The organism is Pseudomonas sp. CMR5c (genome assembly GCF_003850545.1).
GTDB classification, from domain to species: Bacteria; Pseudomonadota; Gammaproteobacteria; order Pseudomonadales; family Pseudomonadaceae; genus Aquipseudomonas; species Aquipseudomonas piscis.
In genome coordinates this window covers 4,328,522-4,348,126 of the sequence record NZ_CP027705.1, presented here as the reverse complement: position 1 = coordinate 4,348,126, position 19,605 = coordinate 4,328,522, and the positions used below count along the sequence as shown (strand labels likewise).

General features: G+C 64.5%; 24 protein-coding genes. 12 read left to right on the top strand and 12 right to left on the bottom strand.

Annotated elements, in window-relative coordinates:
* Positions 1-16: 16 nt before the first annotated feature.
* Together serS and cysG are read left to right on the top strand one after the other, a co-directional pair.
* Positions 17-1,297, top strand: coding sequence for a serine--tRNA ligase (serS, locus tag C4K40_RS19920; RefSeq protein WP_053136610.1), 1,281 nt, complete (start codon positions 17-19; stop codon positions 1,295-1,297).
* Positions 1,298-2,692: a siroheme synthase CysG gene (cysG, locus tag C4K40_RS19915; protein ID WP_022639624.1), complete on the top strand. Its 1,395-nt coding sequence runs from the start codon at positions 1,298-1,300 to the stop codon at positions 2,690-2,692.
* Positions 2,693-2,738: 46 nt separating this feature from the next.
* Here cysG and C4K40_RS19910 read toward each other — a convergent pair whose 3' ends face one another.
* From C4K40_RS19910 to tusD, 6 genes are all read right to left on the bottom strand, one after another.
* On the bottom strand, positions 2,739-3,740 hold the full coding sequence (locus C4K40_RS19910) for a glutathione S-transferase family protein (protein WP_053136606.1): 1,002 nt from the start codon (positions 3,738-3,740) through the stop codon (positions 2,739-2,741).
* 88 nt (positions 3,741-3,828) lie between these two features.
* Positions 3,829-4,830, bottom strand: a complete 1,002-nt coding sequence (locus tag C4K40_RS19905) for a glycosyl transferase family protein (RefSeq protein WP_053136602.1) — start codon at positions 4,828-4,830, stop codon at positions 3,829-3,831.
* The gene (locus C4K40_RS19900; RefSeq protein WP_022639621.1) at positions 4,827-5,162 is read right to left on the bottom strand and encodes a TusE/DsrC/DsvC family sulfur relay protein; all 336 of its coding nucleotides are present in this window, start codon (positions 5,160-5,162) and stop codon (positions 4,827-4,829) included. The genes C4K40_RS19905 and C4K40_RS19900 overlap by 4 nt, the downstream gene beginning before the upstream one ends.
* Positions 5,159-5,455, bottom strand: a complete 297-nt coding sequence (tusB, locus tag C4K40_RS19895; protein WP_022639620.1) for a sulfurtransferase complex subunit TusB — start codon at positions 5,453-5,455, stop codon at positions 5,159-5,161. The genes C4K40_RS19900 and tusB overlap by 4 nt, the downstream gene beginning before the upstream one ends.
* Positions 5,455-5,817 (bottom strand): sulfurtransferase complex subunit TusC, encoded by a 363-nt coding sequence (gene tusC, locus C4K40_RS19890; protein WP_053136599.1) that lies wholly within the window; start codon positions 5,815-5,817, stop codon positions 5,455-5,457. The genes tusB and tusC overlap by 1 nt, the downstream gene beginning before the upstream one ends.
* Position 5,818: 1 nt before the next feature.
* A complete protein-coding gene (gene tusD / locus C4K40_RS19885) occupies positions 5,819-6,211 on the bottom strand; it encodes a sulfurtransferase complex subunit TusD (protein WP_053136761.1) in 393 nt (130 codons plus the stop codon).
* A 173-nt stretch (positions 6,212-6,384) separates the two neighbouring features.
* On the opposite strand from tusD, the gene C4K40_RS19880 reads away from it, so the two are divergent.
* Complete coding sequence (locus tag C4K40_RS19880) at positions 6,385-7,134, top strand: SDR family oxidoreductase (RefSeq protein ID WP_053136596.1); 750 nt, start codon at positions 6,385-6,387, stop codon at positions 7,132-7,134.
* 12 nt (positions 7,135-7,146) lie between these two features.
* On the opposite strand, the gene C4K40_RS19875 is transcribed toward C4K40_RS19880, so the two are convergent.
* The 3 genes from C4K40_RS19875 to C4K40_RS19865 form a co-directional block, all read right to left on the bottom strand.
* Positions 7,147-7,851: a YoaK family protein gene (locus C4K40_RS19875; protein ID WP_053136593.1), complete on the bottom strand. Its 705-nt coding sequence runs from the start codon at positions 7,849-7,851 to the stop codon at positions 7,147-7,149.
* Between the two features lie 40 nt (positions 7,852-7,891).
* Positions 7,892-8,227: a DUF6388 family protein gene (locus tag C4K40_RS19870; protein ID WP_053136591.1), complete on the bottom strand. Its 336-nt coding sequence runs from the start codon at positions 8,225-8,227 to the stop codon at positions 7,892-7,894.
* Positions 8,228-8,288: 61 nt separating this feature from the next.
* Positions 8,289-8,726 carry an RDD family protein gene (locus C4K40_RS19865; protein ID WP_053136588.1) on the bottom strand — a complete coding sequence of 146 codons (438 nt, stop codon included), beginning with the start codon at positions 8,724-8,726 and terminating at the stop codon, positions 8,289-8,291.
* A 184-nt stretch (positions 8,727-8,910) separates the two neighbouring features.
* On the opposite strand from C4K40_RS19865, the gene C4K40_RS19860 reads away from it, so the two are divergent.
* The gene (locus C4K40_RS19860; protein ID WP_053136585.1) at positions 8,911-9,663 is read left to right on the top strand and encodes an outer membrane beta-barrel protein; all 753 of its coding nucleotides are present in this window, start codon (positions 8,911-8,913) and stop codon (positions 9,661-9,663) included.
* 71 nt (positions 9,664-9,734) lie between these two features.
* Here the strand turns inward: C4K40_RS19860 and C4K40_RS19855 are convergent, their stop codons facing one another.
* Positions 9,735-10,643: a LysR family transcriptional regulator gene (locus C4K40_RS19855; RefSeq protein WP_022639612.1), complete on the bottom strand. Its 909-nt coding sequence runs from the start codon at positions 10,641-10,643 to the stop codon at positions 9,735-9,737.
* Positions 10,644-10,767: 124 nt separating this feature from the next.
* Between C4K40_RS19855 and C4K40_RS19850 the strand changes: the two genes are divergently transcribed.
* From C4K40_RS19850 to C4K40_RS19815, 8 genes are all read left to right on the top strand, one after another.
* Positions 10,768-11,916: a muconate cycloisomerase family protein gene (locus tag C4K40_RS19850; protein WP_164485032.1), complete on the top strand. Its 1,149-nt coding sequence runs from the start codon at positions 10,768-10,770 to the stop codon at positions 11,914-11,916.
* Between the two features lie 10 nt (positions 11,917-11,926).
* Positions 11,927-12,217 carry a muconolactone Delta-isomerase gene (catC, locus tag C4K40_RS19845; RefSeq protein ID WP_022639610.1) on the top strand — a complete coding sequence of 97 codons (291 nt, stop codon included), beginning with the start codon at positions 11,927-11,929 and terminating at the stop codon, positions 12,215-12,217.
* Positions 12,218-12,268: 51 nt separating this feature from the next.
* On the top strand, positions 12,269-13,198 hold the full coding sequence (catA, locus tag C4K40_RS19840) for a catechol 1,2-dioxygenase (protein ID WP_053136579.1): 930 nt from the start codon (positions 12,269-12,271) through the stop codon (positions 13,196-13,198).
* A 134-nt stretch (positions 13,199-13,332) separates the two neighbouring features.
* The gene (locus C4K40_RS19835; RefSeq protein WP_053136576.1) at positions 13,333-14,289 is read left to right on the top strand and encodes an AraC family transcriptional regulator; all 957 of its coding nucleotides are present in this window, start codon (positions 13,333-13,335) and stop codon (positions 14,287-14,289) included.
* Between the two features lie 232 nt (positions 14,290-14,521).
* Positions 14,522-15,886 (top strand): benzoate 1,2-dioxygenase large subunit, encoded by a 1,365-nt coding sequence (gene benA, locus C4K40_RS19830; RefSeq protein ID WP_053136573.1) that lies wholly within the window; start codon positions 14,522-14,524, stop codon positions 15,884-15,886.
* Positions 15,883-16,371, top strand: a complete 489-nt coding sequence (benB, locus tag C4K40_RS19825; protein ID WP_053136570.1) for a benzoate 1,2-dioxygenase small subunit — start codon at positions 15,883-15,885, stop codon at positions 16,369-16,371. The genes benA and benB overlap by 4 nt, the downstream gene beginning before the upstream one ends.
* 10 nt (positions 16,372-16,381) lie before the next feature.
* Positions 16,382-17,395 (top strand): benzoate 1,2-dioxygenase electron transfer component BenC, encoded by a 1,014-nt coding sequence (gene benC, locus C4K40_RS19820; RefSeq protein ID WP_053136567.1) that lies wholly within the window; start codon positions 16,382-16,384, stop codon positions 17,393-17,395.
* A gap of 41 nt (positions 17,396-17,436) precedes the next feature.
* The gene (locus tag C4K40_RS19815; protein WP_053136564.1) at positions 17,437-18,210 is read left to right on the top strand and encodes a 1,6-dihydroxycyclohexa-2,4-diene-1-carboxylate dehydrogenase; all 774 of its coding nucleotides are present in this window, start codon (positions 17,437-17,439) and stop codon (positions 18,208-18,210) included.
* A gap of 100 nt (positions 18,211-18,310) precedes the next feature.
* On the opposite strand, the gene C4K40_RS19810 is transcribed toward C4K40_RS19815, so the two are convergent.
* Both C4K40_RS19810 and C4K40_RS31610 read right to left on the bottom strand, forming a co-directional pair.
* Positions 18,311-19,342, bottom strand: a complete 1,032-nt coding sequence (locus tag C4K40_RS19810) for a hypothetical protein (protein WP_053136561.1) — start codon at positions 19,340-19,342, stop codon at positions 18,311-18,313.
* A 90-nt stretch (positions 19,343-19,432) separates the two neighbouring features.
* A complete protein-coding gene (locus tag C4K40_RS31610) occupies positions 19,433-19,573 on the bottom strand; it encodes a hypothetical protein (RefSeq protein ID WP_157064372.1) in 141 nt (46 codons plus the stop codon).
* Between the last annotated feature and the right edge of the window lie 32 nt (positions 19,574-19,605).

The following is a 19,605-nucleotide window of genomic DNA, read 5'->3' as shown; positions in this document are numbered from 1 at the left end:
TAAACGAGAGAACGACATGCTCGATTCCAAACTGTTACGTAGCAACCTTCAGGACGTAGCGGATCGTCTGGCATCCCGCGGCTTCGCCCTGGATGTGGCACGCATCGAAGCGCTGGAAGAACAGCGCAAGACCGTGCAGACCCGCACCGAGCAACTGCAGGCCGAACGTAACGCGCGCTCCAAGTCCATCGGACAAGCCAAGCAGCGCGGCGAAGATATCGCCCCGCTGATGGCCGATGTCGAGCGCATGGGGAACGAGCTCAGCTCCGGCAAGGCCGAGCTGGAAAGCATCCAGGGCGAGCTGGACTCGATCCTGTTCGGCATTCCCAACCTGCCTCACGAATCGGTGCCGGTCGGCGCGGACGAGGACGGTAACGTCGAAGTGCGCCGCTGGGGCACTCCGGCCAGCTTCGACTTCCCGATCAAGGACCACGTGGCCCTGGGTGAAACCCACGGCTGGCTGGACTTTGAAACCGCGGCCAAGCTGTCGGGCGCGCGTTTTGCCCTGCTGCGCGGTCCTATCGCCCGCCTGCATCGCGCCCTGGCGCAGTTCATGATCAACCTGCACACCGGCGAGCATGGCTACGAAGAGGCCTACACCCCGTACCTGGTGCAGGCGCCGGCGCTGTTCGGCACCAGCCAGTTGCCCAAGTTCGAGGAAGACCTGTTCAAGATCACCCGCGAAGGCGAGGCCGATCTGTACATGATTCCGACCGCCGAAGTGTCGCTGACCAATATCGTTGCTGGGGAGATCCTCGACTCCAAGCAACTGCCGCTGAAACTGGTCGCCCACACCCCGTGCTTCCGCAGCGAAGCCGGTGCTTCCGGCCGTGATACCCGCGGCATGATCCGCCAGCACCAGTTCGACAAGGTCGAGATGGTCCAGGTGGTGGAGCCGTCCACTTCCATGCAAGCCCTGGAGGGCCTGACCGCCAACGCCGAGAAAGTCCTGCAGTTGCTGCAACTGCCCTATCGCGTATTGGCCCTGTGCACCGGCGACATGGGCTTCAGCGCGGTCAAGACCTACGACCTGGAAGTCTGGATCCCGAGCCAGGACAAGTATCGCGAGATCTCCTCGTGCTCCAACTGTGGCGACTTCCAGGCCCGCCGCATGCAGGCGCGTTTCCGCAACCCGGAAACCGGCAAGCCGGAGCTGGTGCACACCCTCAACGGTTCCGGCCTGGCCGTAGGCCGGACCCTGGTGGCGGTGCTGGAGAACTACCAGCAGGCCGACGGTTCGATCCGCGTGCCGGATGTACTCAAGCCTTACATGGGCGGCATCGAGGTCATCGGCTAAATGGAATTCCTGCCGCTGTTTCACAAGCTTCGCGGCAGTCGTGTGTTGGTGGTCGGTGGAGGGGAGATTGCCTTGCGCAAATCCCGTCTGCTGGCCGATGCCGGTGCGCAGCTGCGGGTGGTCGCACCTGAGATAGAAGCGCAATTGCAGGAACTGGTGGTCGCCAGCGGCGGCCAGTCCCTGCTGCGCGGGTATGTCGAGGCCGACCTCGACGGCTGCACCCTGGTCATCGCCGCTACCGACGACCAGCCCCTCAATGCCCAGGTTTCCGCCGACGCCCATCGGCGCGGCCTGCCAGTCAACGTGGTGGATGCGCCAGCCCTGTGCAGCGTGATCTTCCCGGCTATCGTCGATCGTTCGCCATTGGTCATCGCCGTCTCCAGCGGTGGCGATGCTCCGGTGCTGGCGCGGTTGATCCGGGCCAAGCTGGAAACCTGGATCCCGTCCACCTACGGCCAGCTGGCCGGCCTGGCCGCGCGCTTCCGGACCCAGGTCAAGAACCTGTTCCCGGATGTGCAACAGCGCCGGGCGTTCTGGGAAGAGGTATTCCAGGGGCCTGTCGCCGACCGCCAACTGGCCGGGCAAGGGGCCGAGGCCGAGCGCCTGCTGCAAGCGCGAATCGACGGCCAGGCGCCCAGTGCCCAGGGTGAGGTGTACCTGGTGGGGGCCGGCCCGGGTGATCCGGACCTGCTGACCTTCCGTGCCCTGCGCCTGATGCAGCAGGCCGATGTGGTGCTCTACGATCGCCTGGTGGCGCCGGCGATCCTCGAGTTGTGCCGGCGTGACGCCGAGCGCATCTATGTGGGCAAGCGTCGTGCCGACCATGCGGTACCCCAGGACCAGATCAACCAGCAACTGGTGGACCTGGCCCGGCAAGGCAAGCGCGTGGTGCGGCTCAAGGGCGGTGATCCGTTCATCTTCGGCCGTGGTGGCGAAGAAATCGAGGAACTGGCGGCCCAGGGCATCGCCTTCCAGGTGGTGCCGGGGATCACCGCGGCCAGTGGTTGCTCGGCCTACGCCGGGATTCCGCTGACCCATCGCGACTATGCGCAATCGGTACGCTTCGTCACCGGTCACCTCAAGGATGGCACCACCAACCTGCCGTGGGCCGATCTGGTGGCGCCCGCCCAGACCCTGGTGTTCTACATGGGCCTGGTGGGGCTGCCGGTCATCTGCGAGCAGTTGATCAAGCACGGCCGCGCTGCCAGCACCCCGGCGGCGTTGATCCAGCAGGGCACCACCAGCAACCAGCGAGTCTTCACCGGGACCCTGGCGGACCTGCCGGCCCTGGTGGCGGAGCACGAAGTCCATGCTCCAACCCTGGTGATCGTCGGCGAAGTGGTCCAGCTGCGCGACAAGCTGGCCTGGTTCGAAGGCGCCCAGCCCCAGTCCTGAAACCCGTCGCCGCCGCCAGGTTGCAGCCTGGTGGCGGCGACGGCGCTCAATCCCTGCACCACACTCCACGTCCGTCCAGGCGCTGCCGGTCATGGCTGGCGCCGAAGTCCAGCAATGGCCCCTTGGGCACGATGCCAGTCGGATTGATGGTGGCGTGGCTGGCGTAGTAGTGGTTCTTGATATGGCTGAAGTCCACGGTCCCTTCGACTCCCGGCCACTGGTACAGCTCCCTTAGCCAGTTGGACAGGTTCGGGTAGTCGGCGATACGCCGCAGGTTGCATTTGAAGTGGCCGTGGTACACCGCGTCGAAACGGATCAGCGTGGTGAACAGGCGTACATCCGCTTCGGTCAGGTACTCACCGGCCAGGTAGCGTTGCCCGGCGAGCAGCGCCTCCAAGCTGTCCAGCTCGGCAAATACCTCATCGAAGGCCGTCTCGTAGGCCTGTTGCGACGTGGCGAAGCCGGCGCGGTACACGCCATTGTTCAATGCCGGGTAGATGCGCCCGTTGAGCTGGTCGATGCGCGAGCGCAGGGCTTGCGGATAGAAGTCCAGGCGATTGCCGGTCAGGTGGTCGAAGGCGCTGTTGAACATGCGGATGATCTCCGCCGATTCATTGCTGACGATGCGCCGCTGCTGCTTGTCCCACAGCAAGGGCACGGTGACTCGGCCGGTATAGTCCGGGGTGTCGGCGGTATAGCGCTGGTACAGGAAGTCCAGGTCGTCCAGGCGATCGCCGCTGGAGCCTTGGGACTGGTCGAAGGTCCAGCCATGTTCGCGCATCAGCCAGCTCACAACCGACACCTCCACCAGGCTCTCCAGGCCCTTGAGCCGGCGCAGGATCAGGGTGCGATGGGCCCAGGGACAGGCCAGGGATACGTAGAGGTGATAGCGTCCGGCCTCGGCCGCGAAGCCGCCTTCGCCACTGGGGCCGGGCCGGCCATCGGCGGTAACCCAGTGGCGCCGCTGGGCCTGTTCGCGTTGGAAAGCCCCGTCCTTGCCGCTGGCGTACCACTGGTCATGCCAGCGTCCTTCGATCAGCAAACCCATGGAATGCTCCTCAGCTGTTATGCGTAGGAGTGCAGTCTATGCCTGGGCGTTCGAACAAAAAGCGCAAAACCTGGGTGATCAGGATCGATCATATCGATCTATCGCGGGCATCCCAATACTGCTGGGCCAGTTCGAAGGCCTGCTCCCGGGGCGTGCCCAGGCCGCGCAGGGCCAGGGCCATGGTCGCCAGCAGCGCCAGTTGCGGGTAGCTGTCTTCAACCTCGCCGCGCCACAGCGCCTTCAGGTGCTCGGGTTCCAGGCTGGCCGGTTTCACATGGCGTTGCGCCGACAGCGCGGGCCATTCCTCGTCCCAGGCAACTCCGGCGCAGGTGCCATATAGATGGCTGGTGGTGTCGGGGTTGATCTCGATCTCGCCACCATCGCCCTTGATCACTATGACGTTGTCGCCCAAAAGGCTGGCGGCCTCGCGGTGCACCGCCTGGTAGCCGGGGTGGAAGATGCTCTGCAGGCCGCAACGGGCGCCCAGCGGGTTGAGTTGCCGAGCCAGGGAGTGGATCGGCGAGCGCAGGCCGAGGACGTTGCGCAGGTCGATCATCCGTTGCAGCTGTGGAGCCCAGTCCACCAGGGGGATGAACGCCAGGTTGCCCCGGTCCAGGGCCGCGCCCACCGCTTGCCAGTCACGGCACAGGGGAATGCCCAGGGGCTCCAGCAGTTGTTCGGCATACAGGCGTCCGGCGGTGTGGGCGCCGGCGCCGTGGAGCAGGATACGCACGCCGTTCTGGGCCAGGCATTTGGCTGCCAGCAGGTACCAGGGCAGGTGGCGCTTCTTGCCGGCATAGCTCGGCCAGTCCAGGTCGAGCCGGATGGCCGGGGCGTCCAGGCGCTCGCGCAGGGCCTGGGTGAAGCCGGCCAGTTCCTCCGGGCTCTCCTCCTTGTACCGCAGCAGCATGAGGAAGGCGCCCAGCTGGGTATCCTCGACGTGTTCGTCCAGCAGCATGCCCATGGCTTGCCGGGCTTCTTCCTGGGTCAGGCCGCGGGCGCCGCGCTTGCCCTTGCCGAGAATCCGTACGAACTGGGCGAAAGGATGTTCGTCCGGGGTTTGCATGAGCAGCGGGGCATGATCGTTCATAGGCAATTGGTCGGCTTCGGCAGGCCTGCCAGCTTGGCGGCCAGTTTGGCGGGAGTGCCCTTGAACAGGCGGTTAAGGTGCAGGCTGTTGCCTTTGTCCGGCCCCAGCTTGAGGGCGGTGTACTTGATCAGGGGGCGGGTGGCAGGCGACAGCTGGAACTCCCGGTAGAAAGCCTGGAGCAGCTCGATGATTTCCCAGTGCTCCGGGCCCAGCTCCAGTTCCTCGGTGGCCGCCAGGGCCTGGGCCACCTCGGCGGACCAGTCGGCGAGGTCGACCAGGTAGCCGTCCTTGTCCAGTTCGATGGCGCGCTCGCCCAGGGTCAGGGTATTCATAGCCAGGTATTGACCTTGTCATGCTGGATCGACAGTTCGACGAACCCCGGATAGTCCACGGCTTCGGCCCAGGCGGGCAGGGCCAGGCCCCGGGCGCGCAGGTCTTCTTCCAGGACGTAGAGTTTCAGGCCGTCGCGTGCTTCCAGTTCATTGCCGGGCGCGGTACCGGGTTGCAGGGCATAGGCCGCGTCGCCGCACAGCAGCAGCGCATCGGCGCTCCCCAGCAGGCGCAGGCAACTGGCCAGGCGATCGTCGGTGAAGGGTGAGTGGGACAACACATGCAAGGTCGACATCAGAGGGTAATCACCTGGTCATAACGGTCGATGATCCCGGCCAGATCCGGGATGCTGAGCAGTTGTACGGCATTAAGGCCCAGGGTGCTCGGGTCCAGGCCCCGGGCGTCGAGGCTGCTGCGGCAGGCAAAGACCTCGTCGATCCCGAACAGCGACAGCGCCTGCAGGTTGGCGGCCAGGTCCTTCTGGCGCAGGGCCTTGGCCTGTTGGCCGGGCATCAGTTGCAGCACGCCATCGTCGAGAAACAGCAGGCCGATGGGCAGGTCGAAGGCGCCGCCGGCCAGGACGATATCCAGGGCCTCGCGGGCTCCGGGACCGGACCAGGGCGCCTGGCGGCTGACCAGCAGCAGGGACTTGGCCATCTCAGGCTCCTCCAAAACAGATCAGGCGGTCGGCGCTCTGCACCGCGTCATGCAACTGGCCAAGCCCGGAAAGCTCCCAGGGAGCCTCGACGTTCACCGCGGCGCGCCGGTAACGCTGGGCCTCGTCGGCATTCAGCGTGCCCCGGCGCAGGGCGGCGGCGATGCACACCACCGCGTCCAGCTGATGCTGGCGGACGAATTCGCGCCATTCCCGGGGCAGGTCCTGTTCGTCCTGGGGCGTGACGATGCTGTTGACGGCGTTGTATACGCCGTCCTGGTAGAAAAACAGCCGGACGATCTCGTGTCCGCCCGCCAGCGCCGCCTGGGCGAACAGCAGGGCGCGGCGCGAAGAGGGCGCATGGGCGGCGGAGAACAGGGCGATGGCGAACTTCATGACGGCCTCGATGGATAACTCGGCGGCCATGATAAAGCTTTATCCGGGGATCGGCTAAACCCGTTTCGGCTGGCTGCCGGGGTGGGACATATCGGGAAAAGCTTTACCCCAGCCACCACCTCATGATGTGGATAGACTCGCGCCTTCAATCGACCAGGTACAAGGAGCAAGGGATGACTGGCTTGAATTCGGCGGTAGTCGTGGTAACAGGCGCAGGGCGCGGATTGGGGGCGGCGCTGGCTATCAGCCTGGCGGACCAGGGCTGCAAGTTGATTCTCTGCGGGCGCAACCCGCAGGCACTGGCGGAAGTCGCCGCCACCATTGAGCAGCGCACCGGGCGCACTGCCGAACAAGTGGTGGTGGACCTGGCCGACAGCGACAGCGTCAAGGCGGCCCTGGCCGAGATCCATGTGCGCCAGCCCCAGGTGGATATCCTGATCAACAACGGTGCCATGTGGCTGGAGGCGAGCGAGCGACCCCACAGTGTTGCCGAAGTCACTGGGGTGATCGACGCGGCCCTGAGTGGCACCTTCCTCCTGACCCAGGGCCTGCTGCCGGCGCTCAAGGCCTCCAGCCGCCCGGACATCGTCACCATAGGCTCCATCAGCGGCCTGCCCAATGCACCCCTGCACAGCGTGTCGCTGCCGTTCTATGCGGCCAAGCATGGACAACTGGCCCTGGCCGATGGCCTGCGCCAGGTCCTGCGGGGCACGCCGGCCCGCTCGTTGTGCGTGCATCCACCCTACCTGGAGGACATCTCGCCCCTGGATGAGGCCTGGGAGCGGGTGCCGGAGCGACGCAAGGGCGATTCAGCGACCAACCGCGATGTGGTGGAGGCGGTGATCTTCGCGCTCACCCGGCCACGGCATGTGAGCTTGTCGTCCATCGTCATCGATACCGACAACGGTGGCCTGTTCAGCTGATCGCGCCTGTTGTCAGCGGGTCTTGTAGCCCAGTTGCCAGCGGCGTGGAATCTTCAACGACGCCACCCCCAGCAGCGCCGCGAACGCCCCGCTGGCATACAGCGCCTTGAGCCCCAGGTGATGTTCCAGCAGTGCCCCCAGCACCGCCCCGGCGAACATCCCCGTCCAGGGAATCAGCTGTACCCGCCAGCCGTTGCGCCGCTCCCCCAGCAGCCAGCGGCCCAGGCCACGCCCGAAGCGCGACAGGGCGCCGGTGACATAGGTCAGGCCAATGGGCAGGCCATTCACTTCTTCCACCACGGCATTGAGCATGCCCATGGCGGCGATTGCCGCCAGCAGGGCCGGCATTTGCTGCTCGAAAGGCCAGGCCGCCGAGACACACAACAGGGCGGCGATGCTCAGTAGCAAGGGCAGGGTGCGATGTCCAGCCAGGCGGCTGACGATCACCCCCAGCGCATTGCCGACGATGAACGTCGCCACCAGCATCAGCAGGCGCAGTACCAGACCTGGCTCGCCATCGCTGATGGCCACTGCCATGCGCGTGGTGTTGCCGCTCATGAAGGACACGAAATCCCCGGTGGCCATGAAGCCTATGGCGTCGGTCATCCCGGCCAGTACCGAGAGACACGCCACTAGCCCGAGGCCGATCCGCCCGCGCCATTTCTGCGTGTGCTGCAGGGCGGCGTTGGCGGCGTGAGTGGAAGTCGAAGGCAACATCGGCGGTTCTCCTGTACCGGGACAGCGGGGGCGATGCGGTTCAAGGCCATGGGTCTAGGTGATGCAGGGTGCAATATTCGTCCCATGGCATGCCGGCCATTTGCGCCACCTCCTTGTGCACTTCAAGGCGCTGGGCGTGGAATTCCTCCGGGCTGGCGGCGGTCAGTTGCAGGCTCAGTTCCCAGGCGAACAGTCCCAGGCGCTCGGCTTCGGCCTCGAACGCCTCGTGCAGGCGTTCGGCGCGGTATTGCGCCGGGGTTTCGCCCCGGGCCCGGGCTTCCAGCGGGTTGAGGTTGTCCAGTTGTTCGCGCAACTCGGGGCGCTGCTCGAGGAACGTGCCCAAGGCCTGTTCATGCGGGTATTGATCGATTGTCATGAATACTCCTGGAAAGAGCGCCACGCCAAGGCGCGAGATTGAGTTCGTTACGGGCAGATGCTCAGGGCAGGCCCGTCTGGGCGGCCATCAAGCCACGGAGCCGCACCAGGTCCTTGCGCGGGATGACATAGGTCCGCGCCAGGCGATCGCCAATGCGCTGGCAGCGGCTGGACTCGCAGCAAATCAGCAGGGTCGCGGGGCTGATGGCGGCTTCGAACGGCCGGGTCGCCGAGCGGATCAGCACCTGCAACAGCGACGGTGGCTGGCCGATGCCATTGATCACTTGCAGGCCGCAAAGGGCCTTGCCGGCGGTGTAGCCACGCAACAGGTATTCGCTGAGGGGAAAATACAGGCACCAGGTGGAGAATTGCTCCAGATCTGGGTATTGGAGGCGTTCGGCCAGCCGGCACAGGACAAACCACAGCAGCAGTACCAGCATGCCGTCGGCGAGGTAGGCCAGAATGCGCCGGATGATCAGGCCGGCTCTCGATACTTCCATGCATTGCCCCAGGACTACGCTCTGTATTGAGCGGCCTATTGTACGACCTAAAGCCCCCACAGATAGCGAGGTGCTACAGGGGTGTGAAAAAAACGTGAAAAATAAATAGAACCTTTTGCTTTTGGTTTCCCTCGAAAAGGCTCCTGCAGCATTTGCCTTTCTCAAACAGGGAGATTCACACACGATGTCAAAGGTATTCGCAACCCTCCTGGCCAGCACTTCTGCCGTCACCTTGCTGGCGCTTTCCAGCAATGCCATGGCCGCACCGAACACCGGGCCGATCTCCACCCTGGGGATTCTCGGCAGCTACAACGACTTCAAGCTCGAAGGCGGTAGCCAGAGCGACAAGGAACACCTGGGCGAGGGTGGCGTGTTCTACAACTTCGGCAACAAGATGACCGCCGAGTCGGGCCTGATCTACCAGGCCGGGATCGAAGCCAAGTTCGGCAAGAAGAACGACAACAAGCTCAAGGAAGGCCAGGCCGACCTCGACCTGGGCTGGCGCGCCGCCCTGGATGCACGCAACTTCGTCGATGTGCTGGTGGGTGGCGGCTACACCTGGACCCGCTACGAGCCGGACACCGGCGACTACGACATGAAGCTCACCAACAAGTCACCCTTCGCCAAGGCGGCCCTGGGTTACAACCACCAGTTCGACGACGTGACCATGCGCGTGGAACTGGGGGCCCGTCATACCATCAATGGCCGGGCACGCTTGAAGGTGGATGATGTCGGCAGCGACACCGTGGACCTGAAGAACCGCACCAACCCCTATGCCGAAGTCAATTTCCTGATGAACCAGAACGGTTCGTTGCCGGTAATGGCCGGGGTCTACTACACCCACACCGAGTACAAGCTGGACGAGGATACGCCTGTGGCCGACAACACCAAGCTCAAGCGTGACGAGTACGGCTTCAAGGTCGGCCTGACCTTCTAAGGGCGGCAGCTCGCCTCAAGCTGCGACAGAACCGCCGGCCCCGTCCTTCGATGGGGCCGGCGGTTGTGCTTTCAGCTGAGCGTGGATGGTTCGCGCCCGATCTCTGCACGCAGCTGGGCGATCAGGTGCAGGCAGTGGGTGAGCCCTGGCGAGGGTTCGCCGATCCGGCGGCTGAGAATGATCGGCGAGGTGGCCTCGGTTTCCAGCAGCGGGCAAAAACCGATGTCGTCGCGATGCAGCACCTGTACCGAGGCCGGCACCAGGGTGATGCCGATGCCGGCGCCCACCAGGCCGATGGCGGTCTGCAATTCGTTGGTCCACTGGGCGATCTTCAGGTTCAGGCCCCGGGCATTGAACAGCGCGATCACATGGTCGGCGTAGCTCGGACGCGGGTTGGCCGGGTACAGCACGAAGGGCTCCTGCGCCAGTTGCGCAAGGCTCACCGGTTGTCCCAGCAGCGGATGCCCGGCGGGCAGGGCGACCACCAGACGATCTTCGGTCAACACCTTCTGCACGATGGCCGGGTCGTCGATATGGATCCGACCGAAACCGATATCGATGCGCCCGGCCTTCAAGGCTTCCACCTGTTGCAAGGTGGTCATTTCCGAGAGCCCCAGTTCCAGCTCCAGGGTCTCGTTGCTGCGTAGCCGGCGAATCAACTGCGGCAGTACGCCGTACAGGGTCGAAGGCGCGAAACCGATGCCCAGCCAGGTCTTGTGTCCCAGGCCGATGCGCCGGGTGTTGTCACAGACCTTGCCCAGTTGCTCCAGCACCCGGTTGGAGTGCTCGTAGAAAAAGCGTCCGGCGGCGGTCAGGCGCAGCGGCCGGCCACGTTCCAGCAACAGCACCCCCAACTCGTCTTCCAGCTGCTGGATCTGCCGGCTCAGGGGCGGTTGGGCGATGTGCAGGCGCTCGGCGGCGCGGGTGAAATTCAGGGTTTCCCCCAGCACCTGGAAATAGCGCAGATGACGCAATTCCATGACAACTCTCCAGTGGCGATTGCATACCTTTAAGGTATCAAGCCAGACCAATTCTATATTGGAACCCCGTAAAAAGCCGGGACAGAATCGCCGGCAGAACTTCAAGAACCTGACGGGTATGGAAATGCACGCTTCTGCCATTGAATCGATCGAAACGATCATCGTCGATCTGCCGACCATCCGCCCGCACAAGCTGGCCATGCACACCATGCAGAACCAGACCTTGGTGCTGATCCGCCTGCGCTGCGCCGATGGTATCGAGGGCCTGGGGGAAGCCACTACCATCGGGGGCCTGGCCTATGGCAACGAAAGCCCGGACAGCATCAAGACCAACATCGATCGCTTCTTCACGCCACTGCTGGTCGGCCAGGACGCCAGCAATATCAACGCCGCCATGTTGCGCCTGGAGCAGGGCATCCGTGGCAACACCTTTGCCAAATCCGGTATCGAGACGGCCCTGCTCGATGCCCAGGGCAAGCGCCTCGGCCTGCCGGTCAGCGAGTTGCTGGGCGGTCGGGTGCGCGATGCCTTGCCGGTGGCCTGGACCCTGGCCAGCGGCGATACCGCCAAGGACATCGCCGAGGCCGAGAAGATGCTCGAGCTGCGCCGCCATCGGATCTTCAAGTTGAAGATCGGTGCCGGCGAGGTACGGCGCGACCTGGCCCATGTGATCGCCATCAAGCAGGCCCTGGGGGAACGCGCCAGCGTGCGGGTCGACGTCAACCAGGCCTGGGACGAAGCTGTGGCGCTGCGTGCCTGCCGGATCCTGGGCGACAACGGCATCGACCTGATCGAGCAGCCCATTTCGCGCAACAACCGCGCCGGCATGGTGCGCCTGAACGCCAGCAGCCCGGCGCCGATCATGGCCGACGAGTCCATCGAATGCGTGGAGGATGCCTTCAACCTGGCCCGGGAGGGCGCGGCGTCGATTTTCGCCTTGAAGATCGCCAAGAACGGTGGCCCCCGGGCCGTCCTGCGCACTGCCGCCATCGCTGAAGCAGCGGGTATCGGCCTCTACGGCGGAACCATGCTCGAAGGCGGCATCGGTACCCTGGCCTCGGCCCACGCCTTCCTGACCCTGGGCAAGCTGGCCTGGGATACCGAGTTGTTCGGCCCATTGCTGCTGACCGAGGACATCCTCGCCGAGCCGCCGCTGTATCGCGACTTCCAGTTGCATGTATCGATGGCCCCGGGCCTGGGCCTGAGCCTGGACGAGGAGCGGCTGGCGTTCTTCCGCCGCGACAAGACCACCCCCGTGCTGCACCACGCCTGAGGAGGGCTGCATGCTATTCCACGTCAAGATGACCGTGAACCTGCCGGTCGATATGAATCCCGAGCGCGCCGCGCAACTCAAGGCCGATGAGAAAGCCCTGGCCCAGCGCCTGCAAGCCGCGGGCAAATGGCGCCACCTGTGGCGCATCGCCGGGCTGTACGCCAACTACAGCGTGTTCGATGTCGACAGCGTGCAGGAACTGCACGACACCCTGATGCAACTACCGCTGTATCCGTACATGGCCATCGAAGTCGACGCCATGTGTAGGCATCCTTCTTCCATTCATGAGGATGACCGCTGAGTCCGTGCCAGCCTGTTCACCACTCTAATAAGTACAAGATGAGGATCGATCATGAACGTCAGGATTTCCCACACCGCCAGCGCCCAGCAGTTCCTCGAGGAAGCCAGCGGCCAGTTCACCGAAGGCGGTAGCCCGCGGGCCAAGGCCCTCATGCACCGCATCCTGCGGGATACGGTGAGCATCATCGAAGACTTGCAAGTGACCCCCGAGGAGTTCTGGAAGGCGGTCAACTACCTCAATGTCCTGGGTGCTCGCCAGGAGGCCGGCCTGCTGGCCGCGGGCCTGGGCCTGGAGCATTACCTGGATTTGCTGATGGATGCCGCCGACGAGCAGGCCGGCAAGAGCGGCGGTACTCCACGGACCATCGAAGGCCCGCTGTACGTGGCTGGCGCGCCCCTGAGCCAGGGCGAGGCGCGGCTGGACGATGGCATCGATCCTGGCGTCGTGCTGTTCATGCAGGGCCAGGTCCGCAACACCGCCGGCCAGCCGTTGGCCGGCGCCATCGTCGACGTCTGGCATGCCAACACCGGCGGCACCTATTCCTACTTCGACGGCAGCCAGTCGGAATTCAACCTGCGCCGGCGCATCGTCACCGATGCCGAGGGCCGCTATCGTTTTCGCAGCATCGTGCCGTCGGGCTATGGTTGTCCGCCGGATGGCCCGACCCAGCAACTGCTGGACCAACTGGGGCGCCATGGCCAGCGCCCGGCGCATATCCATTTCTTCATCAGCGCAGACGATCATCGCCACTTGACCACCCAGATCAACCTGGATGGCGACCAGTACCTGCACGACGATTTCGCCTACGCCACCCGCGACGAGCTGATCGCCCAGATCACCTTCAGCGAAGACCAGGCCCGGGCCAAGGCGCTGGGTGTCAGCGGGCGCTTCGCCGAGATCGACTTCGACTTCACCCTGCAATCCTCGGCCCAGCCTGAGGAACAGCAGCGCAACGAGCGGGTCCGCGCCCTGGAGGATTGAACCGCCGGCCATGCCTGGTCTGGCCACGGAGCACCGACCCAGGTGCCCGTGGCCTTTGCCGTTGTGCCTGCCCGATGTGCCTGGGTGACGGGCCTGAACGCCGGCCCGAGAAGAACCATCAGAGTGAGCCGATCATGCAGATGCCTCTGTTGAGCCAGCGCAGCAGCGTGTTTGTTCAAGCCGATCCTTATGCCGTATCCGGTTACGTCAACCAGCACGTGGGCAGCCATTGCATCCGCCTGCCCCGGGCCGGCCATCCCCAGGCCAGCCTCCAGCACCGGACCCTGGCCAGCCTGGATCTGTGCAGCATCAGCTATGGCGGCAGTGTGCGCGTCACCTCGCCGGCCCTGGAAAGCATCTACCACCTGCAAGTGTTGCTTCACGGCCATTGCCTGTGGCGCGGTCCAGGCCAGGAGCACTGCTTTGCCCCGGGGGAACTGCTGCTGATCAACCCCGATGACCCGGTGGACCTGACCTATTCCGAGGACTGCGAAAAATTCATCATCAAGATTCCCACCCGCCTGCTGGAAAACGCCTGCCAGGAGCAGCGTTGGCAGTACCCAAGGCAGGGCGTGCGCTTTCTCCAGCCGCGTCATCGGCTGCAGGACCTGGAGGGCTTCGTGCCCTTGCTGAGCCTGTTGTGCCAGGAGGCCGAAGCCCGGCAAACCCTGCCCAAGGTCCAGGCGCATTACGCACAGATCCTGGCGGGCAAACTGCTGGGGCTGATGCAGACCAACGTGCAGCGTGATGCCCTGGGCGCCTCGGCGGCGACCTTCGAGCGGATTGCCGACTATATCGAACGCAACCTCACACACGACATCGGCTGCGAGGAACTGGCGCAACAGGCGCGCATGAGCCTGCGCTCGCTGTATGGCCTGTTCGAGCGTAACGCCCGCACCACGCCGAAGAACTACATCCGCCAGCAGAAGCTGCAACGGATACACGCCTGCCTCAGCGACCCGCAAAGCCCGGTGCGCAACGTCACCGAACTGGCCCTGGATTTCGGCTTCCTGCACCTGGGGCGTTTTGCCCAAAGCTACCGCCAGCAATACGGCGAATTGCCCTCCGATACCCTCAAGCGTCGCCACTGAGCCTCCGCCTCTCGGCCCGCCGGCTGTAGCCGCTGCCGAGCCTGCGGGGCTGCGCAAAGGTCCGCAGGACCTTGCCTGGCGATCTCCAGCCGAACCAGCACCAGCCTCAAGGTCGCAGCCGCTCCAGGGCCTTTGCAGAAAACGGATACAGGTCTGCAGGCAATGGATATTGCCCACGGCAACTGCGCCCTAGCATGGCCCTGCCTGAATAAAAACAATGGAGGCACCAGCCATGTCCCTGCGACCCGAATACCTGCGTTCCCTGCTTGAAGAGGACCCCGACCAGGGCGTCTACCGCTGCAAGCGGGAGATGTTCACCGACCCCCGGCTGTTCGACCTGGAGATGCAGCACCTCTTCGAAGGCAACTGGCTGTACCTGGCCCACGAGAGCCAGATTCCCAACCCCAACGACTACTACAGCACCACCATGGGCCGGCAATCGGTGTTCATCGCCCGCAACAAGCACGGCGAACTCAATGCCTTCCTCAACGCCTGCAGTCATCGCGGGGCCATGCTCTGCCGACACAAGACCGGCAACAAGGCGTCCTTCACCTGTCCGTTCCACGGCTGGACGTTCAACAACTCCGGCAAGTTGCTCAAGGTCAAGGATCCGGCCGCCGCGGGTTATCCGGCCAGCTTCAACTGCGAAGGCTCCCACGACCTGACCCAGGTCGCGCGCTTCGAGTCCTATCGCGGCTTCCTGTTCGCCAGCCTCAACCCCGACGTGCTGCCCCTGGTCGAACACCTGGGGGAGTCGGCGAAGATCATCGACATGATCGTTGACCAGTCCGCCGATGGCCTGGAAGTGCTGCGCGGCTCCTCCAGCTATATCTATGAAGGCAATTGGAAGCTCACCGCCGAGAACGGCGCCGACGGCTACCACGTCAGCTCGGTGCACTGGAACTACGCCGCCACCCAGAACCAGCGCAAGCAGCGCGAGGCCGGGGAAGACATCCGCACTATGAGTGCCGGCACCTGGGCCAGGCAGGGCGGGGGTTTCTACTCCTTCGACAAAGGCCACATGCTGCTCTGGACCCGCTGGTCCAACCCCGAGGATCGTCCGTTGTACGAACGTCGCGATGAGTTGGCCCGGGATTTCGGCCAGGCCCGGGCCGACTGGATGATCGAGAATTCGCGCAACCTGTGCCTGTACCCCAACGTCTACCTGATGGACCAGTTCAGCTCGCAGATCCGCATTGCCCGGCCGATCTCCGTGGACCGTACCGAAATCACCATCTACTGCATTGCTCCCAGGGGTGAGAGCGACGAAGCCCGGGCCCGGCGCATCCGCCAGTACGAGGACTTCTTCAATGTCAGCGGCATGGCCACCCCGGACGATCTGGAGGAGTTCCGCTCCTGCCAACTGGGCTACCAGGGCAGCACCACGGCCTGGAACGACATGTCTCGCGGCGCCGAGCATTGGGTCCGGGGCGCGGACGACGCAGCCAAAGAAATCGACCTGCAACCGATTCTCAGCGGCGTGCGTACCGAGGACGAAGGGCTGTTCATGATGCAGCACAAGTATTGGCAGCAGACCCTGCTGGCGGTCCTTGAGCGTGAGGCGTCACGGCAGATCGACGTGGAGGCGCTGCAATGACTATTTCCTACGACGCCGTGCGCGATTTCCTGTACCGCGAAGCCCGCTACCTGGACGACAAGGACTGGGACCGCTGGCTGGAGCTCTACGCCCCGGACGCCACCTTCTGGATGCCGTCCTGGGATGACAGCGACCAGTTGACCGAAGACCCGCAACGGGAAATCTCGCTGATCTGGTACGGCAACCGCAGCGGCCTGGAAGACCGGGTGTTCCGCATCAAGACCGAGCGCTCCAGCGCCAGCATTCCCGACACCCGCACCTCCCACAACCTGAGCAATATCGAGCTGCTGGAGCAGGGCGCCGGCCAGTGCCAGCTGCGCTTCAACTGGCACACCCTGAGCTTTCGCTACAAGACCGTGGACAGCTACTTCGGCAGCAGCTTCTACACCCTCGACCTGCGAGGGGAGAACCCGCTTATCCAGACCAAGAAAGTCATCCTGAAGAACGACTACGTTCGCCAGGTCGTCGATATCTACCACCTCTGAGGCGACTGCCATGAGCCATCAAATCGCACTCAATTTCGAAGACGGCGTGACCCGTTTTATCACTGCCCATGCCAATGAGACCGTGGCCGATGCCGCCTACCGCCAGGGCATCAATATTCCCCTGGACTGCCGCGACGGCGCCTGCGGCACCTGCAAGTGCCTGGCCGAAGCCGGGCGCTATGAATTGGGGGAGGACTACATCGACGATGCCCTGAGCGCCGCCGAGGCCGAGCAGGGTTTTGTCCTCACCTGCCAGATGCGCGCGCTGGGCGACTGCGTGGTGCGGGTGCCGGCCTCGTCCCAGGTCTGCCGCGCCGCGCAGGCCACCTTCCAGGCCAGCATCAGCGCGGTGCGCCAGCTGTCCGATAGCACCATCGCCCTGTCGATCAAGGGCGAGTCCTTGAGCCAGCTGGCGTTCCTGCCGGGGCAGTACGTCAATCTCGGGGTGCCCGGAAGCCAGCAGACCCGGGCCTATTCCTTCAGCTCCCTGCAGCGCGATGGCGAGGTCAGCTTCCTGATCCGCAATGTGCCCGGTGGCCTGATGAGCAGCTTCCTCACCAGCCTCGCCAAATCCGGCGACAGCATGACCCTGGCCGGGCCCCTGGGCAGCTTCTACCTGCGGGATATTCGCCGGCCCTTGTTGTTGCTGGCCGGTGGCACCGGGCTGGCGCCGTTCACCGCGATGCTGGAGAAGATCGCCGAGCAGGGCAGTGAGTACCCTCTGCACCTGATTTATGGGGTGACCAATGATTTGGACCTGGTGGCGCTGGATCGCCTGGAGGACTTTGCCAGGCGCATCCCCCAGTTCAGCTTCAGCGCCTGCGTGGCCAATCCCCAGAGCCAGTACCCGCACAAGGGCTACGTGACCCAGCATATCCAGCCGGCGCACCTGAACCAGGGGGATGTGGACGTGTACCTGTGCGGGCCGCCACCGATGGTCGAGGCGGTGAGCCAGTTCATTCGCGAACAAGGCATTGCCCCGGCGAATTTCTATTATGAGAAATTCGCCGCCAGTGTGGCGTGAGCCCCCATCACCTTCATTCCTACGCTGCTGTCGAGGTCCCCATGAACCGCTTTCACAACCAAGTTGCCCTGGTCACCGGCGCCGCCCAGGGCATCGGTCGTCGTGTCGCCGAACGCCTGGCCGAGGAGGGCGCCCGCGTGGTGCTGGTGGATCGCTCGGAGCTGGTCTTCGAACTGGCCGCCGAACTCAGCCCCCGCTACCCGGTCCTGGCCCTGACCGCCGATCTGGAGCAATACGCCGAATGCAGCCGGATCATGGCCGCCGCCATCGCCCACTTCGGTCGCCTCGATGTGCTGGTCAACAACGTCGGCGGCACGATCTGGGCCAAGCCCTTCGAGCACTACCAGCCGCAGGAGATCGAGGCTGAGGTGCGTCGCTCATTGTTCCCGACCCTGTGGTGCTGCCACGCTGCCTTGCCGCAGATGCTGGAACAGGGACGTGGCGCCATCGTCAACGTTTCGTCCATCGCCACCCGTAGCCTCAACCGCGTGCCCTACGGCGCGGCCAAGGGCGGGATCAACGCACTCACCGCCTGCCTGGCCTTCGAAAGCGCCGGCCGTGGTGTGCGGGTCAACGCCACCGCGCCGGGGGGCACCGAGGCGCCGCCACGACGTATCCCGCGCAACAGCGCCGAGCCGAGCCCCGAGGAGCAGGCCTGGTACCAGCAGATCGTCGAGCAGACCCTCGACAGCAGCCTGATGCACCGCTACGGCAGCGTCGATGAACAGGCGGCGGCGATTCTGTTCCTGGCCAGCGACGAAGCCTCCTACATCACTGGCACGGTGCTGCCGGTGGGCGGCGGCGACCTGGGCTGAGTCGGCTGGCTGAGCCGCGGGTGTGTTGGCCAGGCTTGAGCATGAGGGCGGCACGGCCGTCCGGCTGTTGGATGCTGTTCACACCTGGCGGTGAGCGCTACTAAGGCAAGCGCAAACTCGGCAATGCCGCCTTGCCCTGGGCCGACAGCACCGGCGCCAACTGTTCCCAGGTGAAGCTCAGCTCATTGTCGCAACCATCACCATAGGCGGGCGTCGAGAGCTGCAAGCCCTGGGTGTCGAAGCTCAGGTCGAAGGTCGAGTAGCTGCTGACGGCCGGGCAGCCTTCGTCCACGGTGGTCTGTTTCTCCAGCCAGGCGGCGAACCCCGGCGCCAGCTTCACCTGGCCGGAGTAGGGGTCGTGCCACTGCTGGCGCCCGCCTACCCAGGTCCAGGGGTCGACGCGTTCGCCCGTCTTCAGGTTCCAGCTGTGCAGGCCCCAACTGATGCCGTTGCGTCCCATGCCGGCGGTCCAGCGATAGAACTTGACGGTGATCCATTGCGACGACCAGTACTGGGGCTCGACGCTGATTTCGCTGGTGTAGCCGGAGCCGTTGCGCCCCAGGTACTCGCGGCGCTCGCTGAAGAACTCCTCCTGGCCTTCGGGGCTGATGGCCAGACGTTCCAGCTGTTGATTGATCTTCTTCAGCGCCGGGGCATCGCCCTCCAGCCTGAGGCTGACCTGGGCGCCCTGGGTCCTGAGCTGATAGCGGTGTCCTTCGAATTCTTTCCTCTGCACCTTGACCGGTAGCGGCGCGGCCTCCAGCGGCCCGTTGTAGGCATCGCCGCCACAGCCTTCGGTGCTGGTGCGCGTCAGTGCCAGAGGCAATGGCGTGTCGCCCGGGGTCTTGCTCCAGGTGCCGCTCAGGCGATCGCCCTGGGGCGCATCGAGCTGCCAATACCCGGTCTGGCCGTCTTCGATCCAGGGCTCGCCGGCCTGTGCCTGGGTCAGCTGGATCGGCGTGACGAAACGCTGGTAGTAGTAGCTGCCGTTGCTATTGGGAGCCGCGTTGAAGCAGGCGGTAATCGAGTGCTTCCCCAGGGTGCCTTTCCAGACTCCGGCAAGGTCGGTGGAGGCGGCGCCGGCGTAGGCAGAAGCACCGGTCAGGGCCAGGATGGCGAGGGGTTTGAGCATGGGGGCGGACTTCCAGTTGTCTGACAGGAGCGCATCATAACGGATGCACGCGTTGGGCTTGGCATGCACCTTGGATGCCTGCCTGGCTGATCATTTTCCTGTCATATCGACCGCTTGGTTCAGTGGTGCGGCGCGGATCGCCAGCGCTGTCGTGGCGCATTTAATTAATCTTGTGAAAGAAAAATAATTCCATTTGTTGAATTTATGGCTGGCCGCTGTTACAAAATCCATCGAGGCTCACCCGCGGGCGTTGGACAAGCGGG

What these genes read in the sequence shown, in the direction of transcription:
- serS (WP_053136610.1), top strand. Translation starts at nt 17, where the DNA reads ATGCTCGATTCCAAACTGTTACGTAGCAACCTTCAGGACGTAGCGGAT.
- cysG (WP_022639624.1), top strand. Translation starts at nt 1,298, where the DNA reads ATGGAATTCCTGCCGCTGTTTCACAAGCTTCGCGGCAGTCGTGTGTTG.
- C4K40_RS19910 (WP_053136606.1), bottom strand. Translation starts at nt 3,740, where the DNA reads ATGGGTTTGCTGATCGAAGGACGCTGGCATGACCAGTGGTACGCCAGC.
- C4K40_RS19905 (WP_053136602.1), bottom strand. Translation starts at nt 4,830, where the DNA reads ATGAACGATCATGCCCCGCTGCTCATGCAAACCCCGGACGAACATCCT.
- C4K40_RS19900 (WP_022639621.1), bottom strand. Translation starts at nt 5,162, where the DNA reads ATGAATACCCTGACCCTGGGCGAGCGCGCCATCGAACTGGACAAGGAC.
- tusB (WP_022639620.1), bottom strand. Translation starts at nt 5,455, where the DNA reads ATGTCGACCTTGCATGTGTTGTCCCACTCACCCTTCACCGACGATCGC.
- tusC (WP_053136599.1), bottom strand. Translation starts at nt 5,817, where the DNA reads ATGGCCAAGTCCCTGCTGCTGGTCAGCCGCCAGGCGCCCTGGTCCGGT.
- tusD (WP_053136761.1), bottom strand. Translation starts at nt 6,211, where the DNA reads ATGAAGTTCGCCATCGCCCTGTTCTCCGCCGCCCATGCGCCCTCTTCG.
- C4K40_RS19880 (WP_053136596.1), top strand. Translation starts at nt 6,385, where the DNA reads ATGACTGGCTTGAATTCGGCGGTAGTCGTGGTAACAGGCGCAGGGCGC.
- C4K40_RS19875 (WP_053136593.1), bottom strand. Translation starts at nt 7,851, where the DNA reads ATGTTGCCTTCGACTTCCACTCACGCCGCCAACGCCGCCCTGCAGCAC.
- C4K40_RS19870 (WP_053136591.1), bottom strand. Translation starts at nt 8,227, where the DNA reads ATGACAATCGATCAATACCCGCATGAACAGGCCTTGGGCACGTTCCTC.
- C4K40_RS19865 (WP_053136588.1), bottom strand. Translation starts at nt 8,726, where the DNA reads ATGGAAGTATCGAGAGCCGGCCTGATCATCCGGCGCATTCTGGCCTAC.
- C4K40_RS19860 (WP_053136585.1), top strand. Translation starts at nt 8,911, where the DNA reads ATGTCAAAGGTATTCGCAACCCTCCTGGCCAGCACTTCTGCCGTCACC.
- C4K40_RS19855 (WP_022639612.1), bottom strand. Translation starts at nt 10,643, where the DNA reads ATGGAATTGCGTCATCTGCGCTATTTCCAGGTGCTGGGGGAAACCCTG.
- C4K40_RS19850 (WP_164485032.1), top strand. Translation starts at nt 10,768, where the DNA reads ATGCACGCTTCTGCCATTGAATCGATCGAAACGATCATCGTCGATCTG.
- catC (WP_022639610.1), top strand. Translation starts at nt 11,927, where the DNA reads ATGCTATTCCACGTCAAGATGACCGTGAACCTGCCGGTCGATATGAAT.
- catA (WP_053136579.1), top strand. Translation starts at nt 12,269, where the DNA reads ATGAACGTCAGGATTTCCCACACCGCCAGCGCCCAGCAGTTCCTCGAG.
- C4K40_RS19835 (WP_053136576.1), top strand. Translation starts at nt 13,333, where the DNA reads ATGCAGATGCCTCTGTTGAGCCAGCGCAGCAGCGTGTTTGTTCAAGCC.
- benA (WP_053136573.1), top strand. Translation starts at nt 14,522, where the DNA reads ATGTCCCTGCGACCCGAATACCTGCGTTCCCTGCTTGAAGAGGACCCC.
- benB (WP_053136570.1), top strand. Translation starts at nt 15,883, where the DNA reads ATGACTATTTCCTACGACGCCGTGCGCGATTTCCTGTACCGCGAAGCC.
- benC (WP_053136567.1), top strand. Translation starts at nt 16,382, where the DNA reads ATGAGCCATCAAATCGCACTCAATTTCGAAGACGGCGTGACCCGTTTT.
- C4K40_RS19815 (WP_053136564.1), top strand. Translation starts at nt 17,437, where the DNA reads ATGAACCGCTTTCACAACCAAGTTGCCCTGGTCACCGGCGCCGCCCAG.
- C4K40_RS19810 (WP_053136561.1), bottom strand. Translation starts at nt 19,342, where the DNA reads ATGCTCAAACCCCTCGCCATCCTGGCCCTGACCGGTGCTTCTGCCTAC.
- C4K40_RS31610 (WP_157064372.1), bottom strand. Translation starts at nt 19,573, where the DNA reads ATGGATTTTGTAACAGCGGCCAGCCATAAATTCAACAAATGGAATTAT.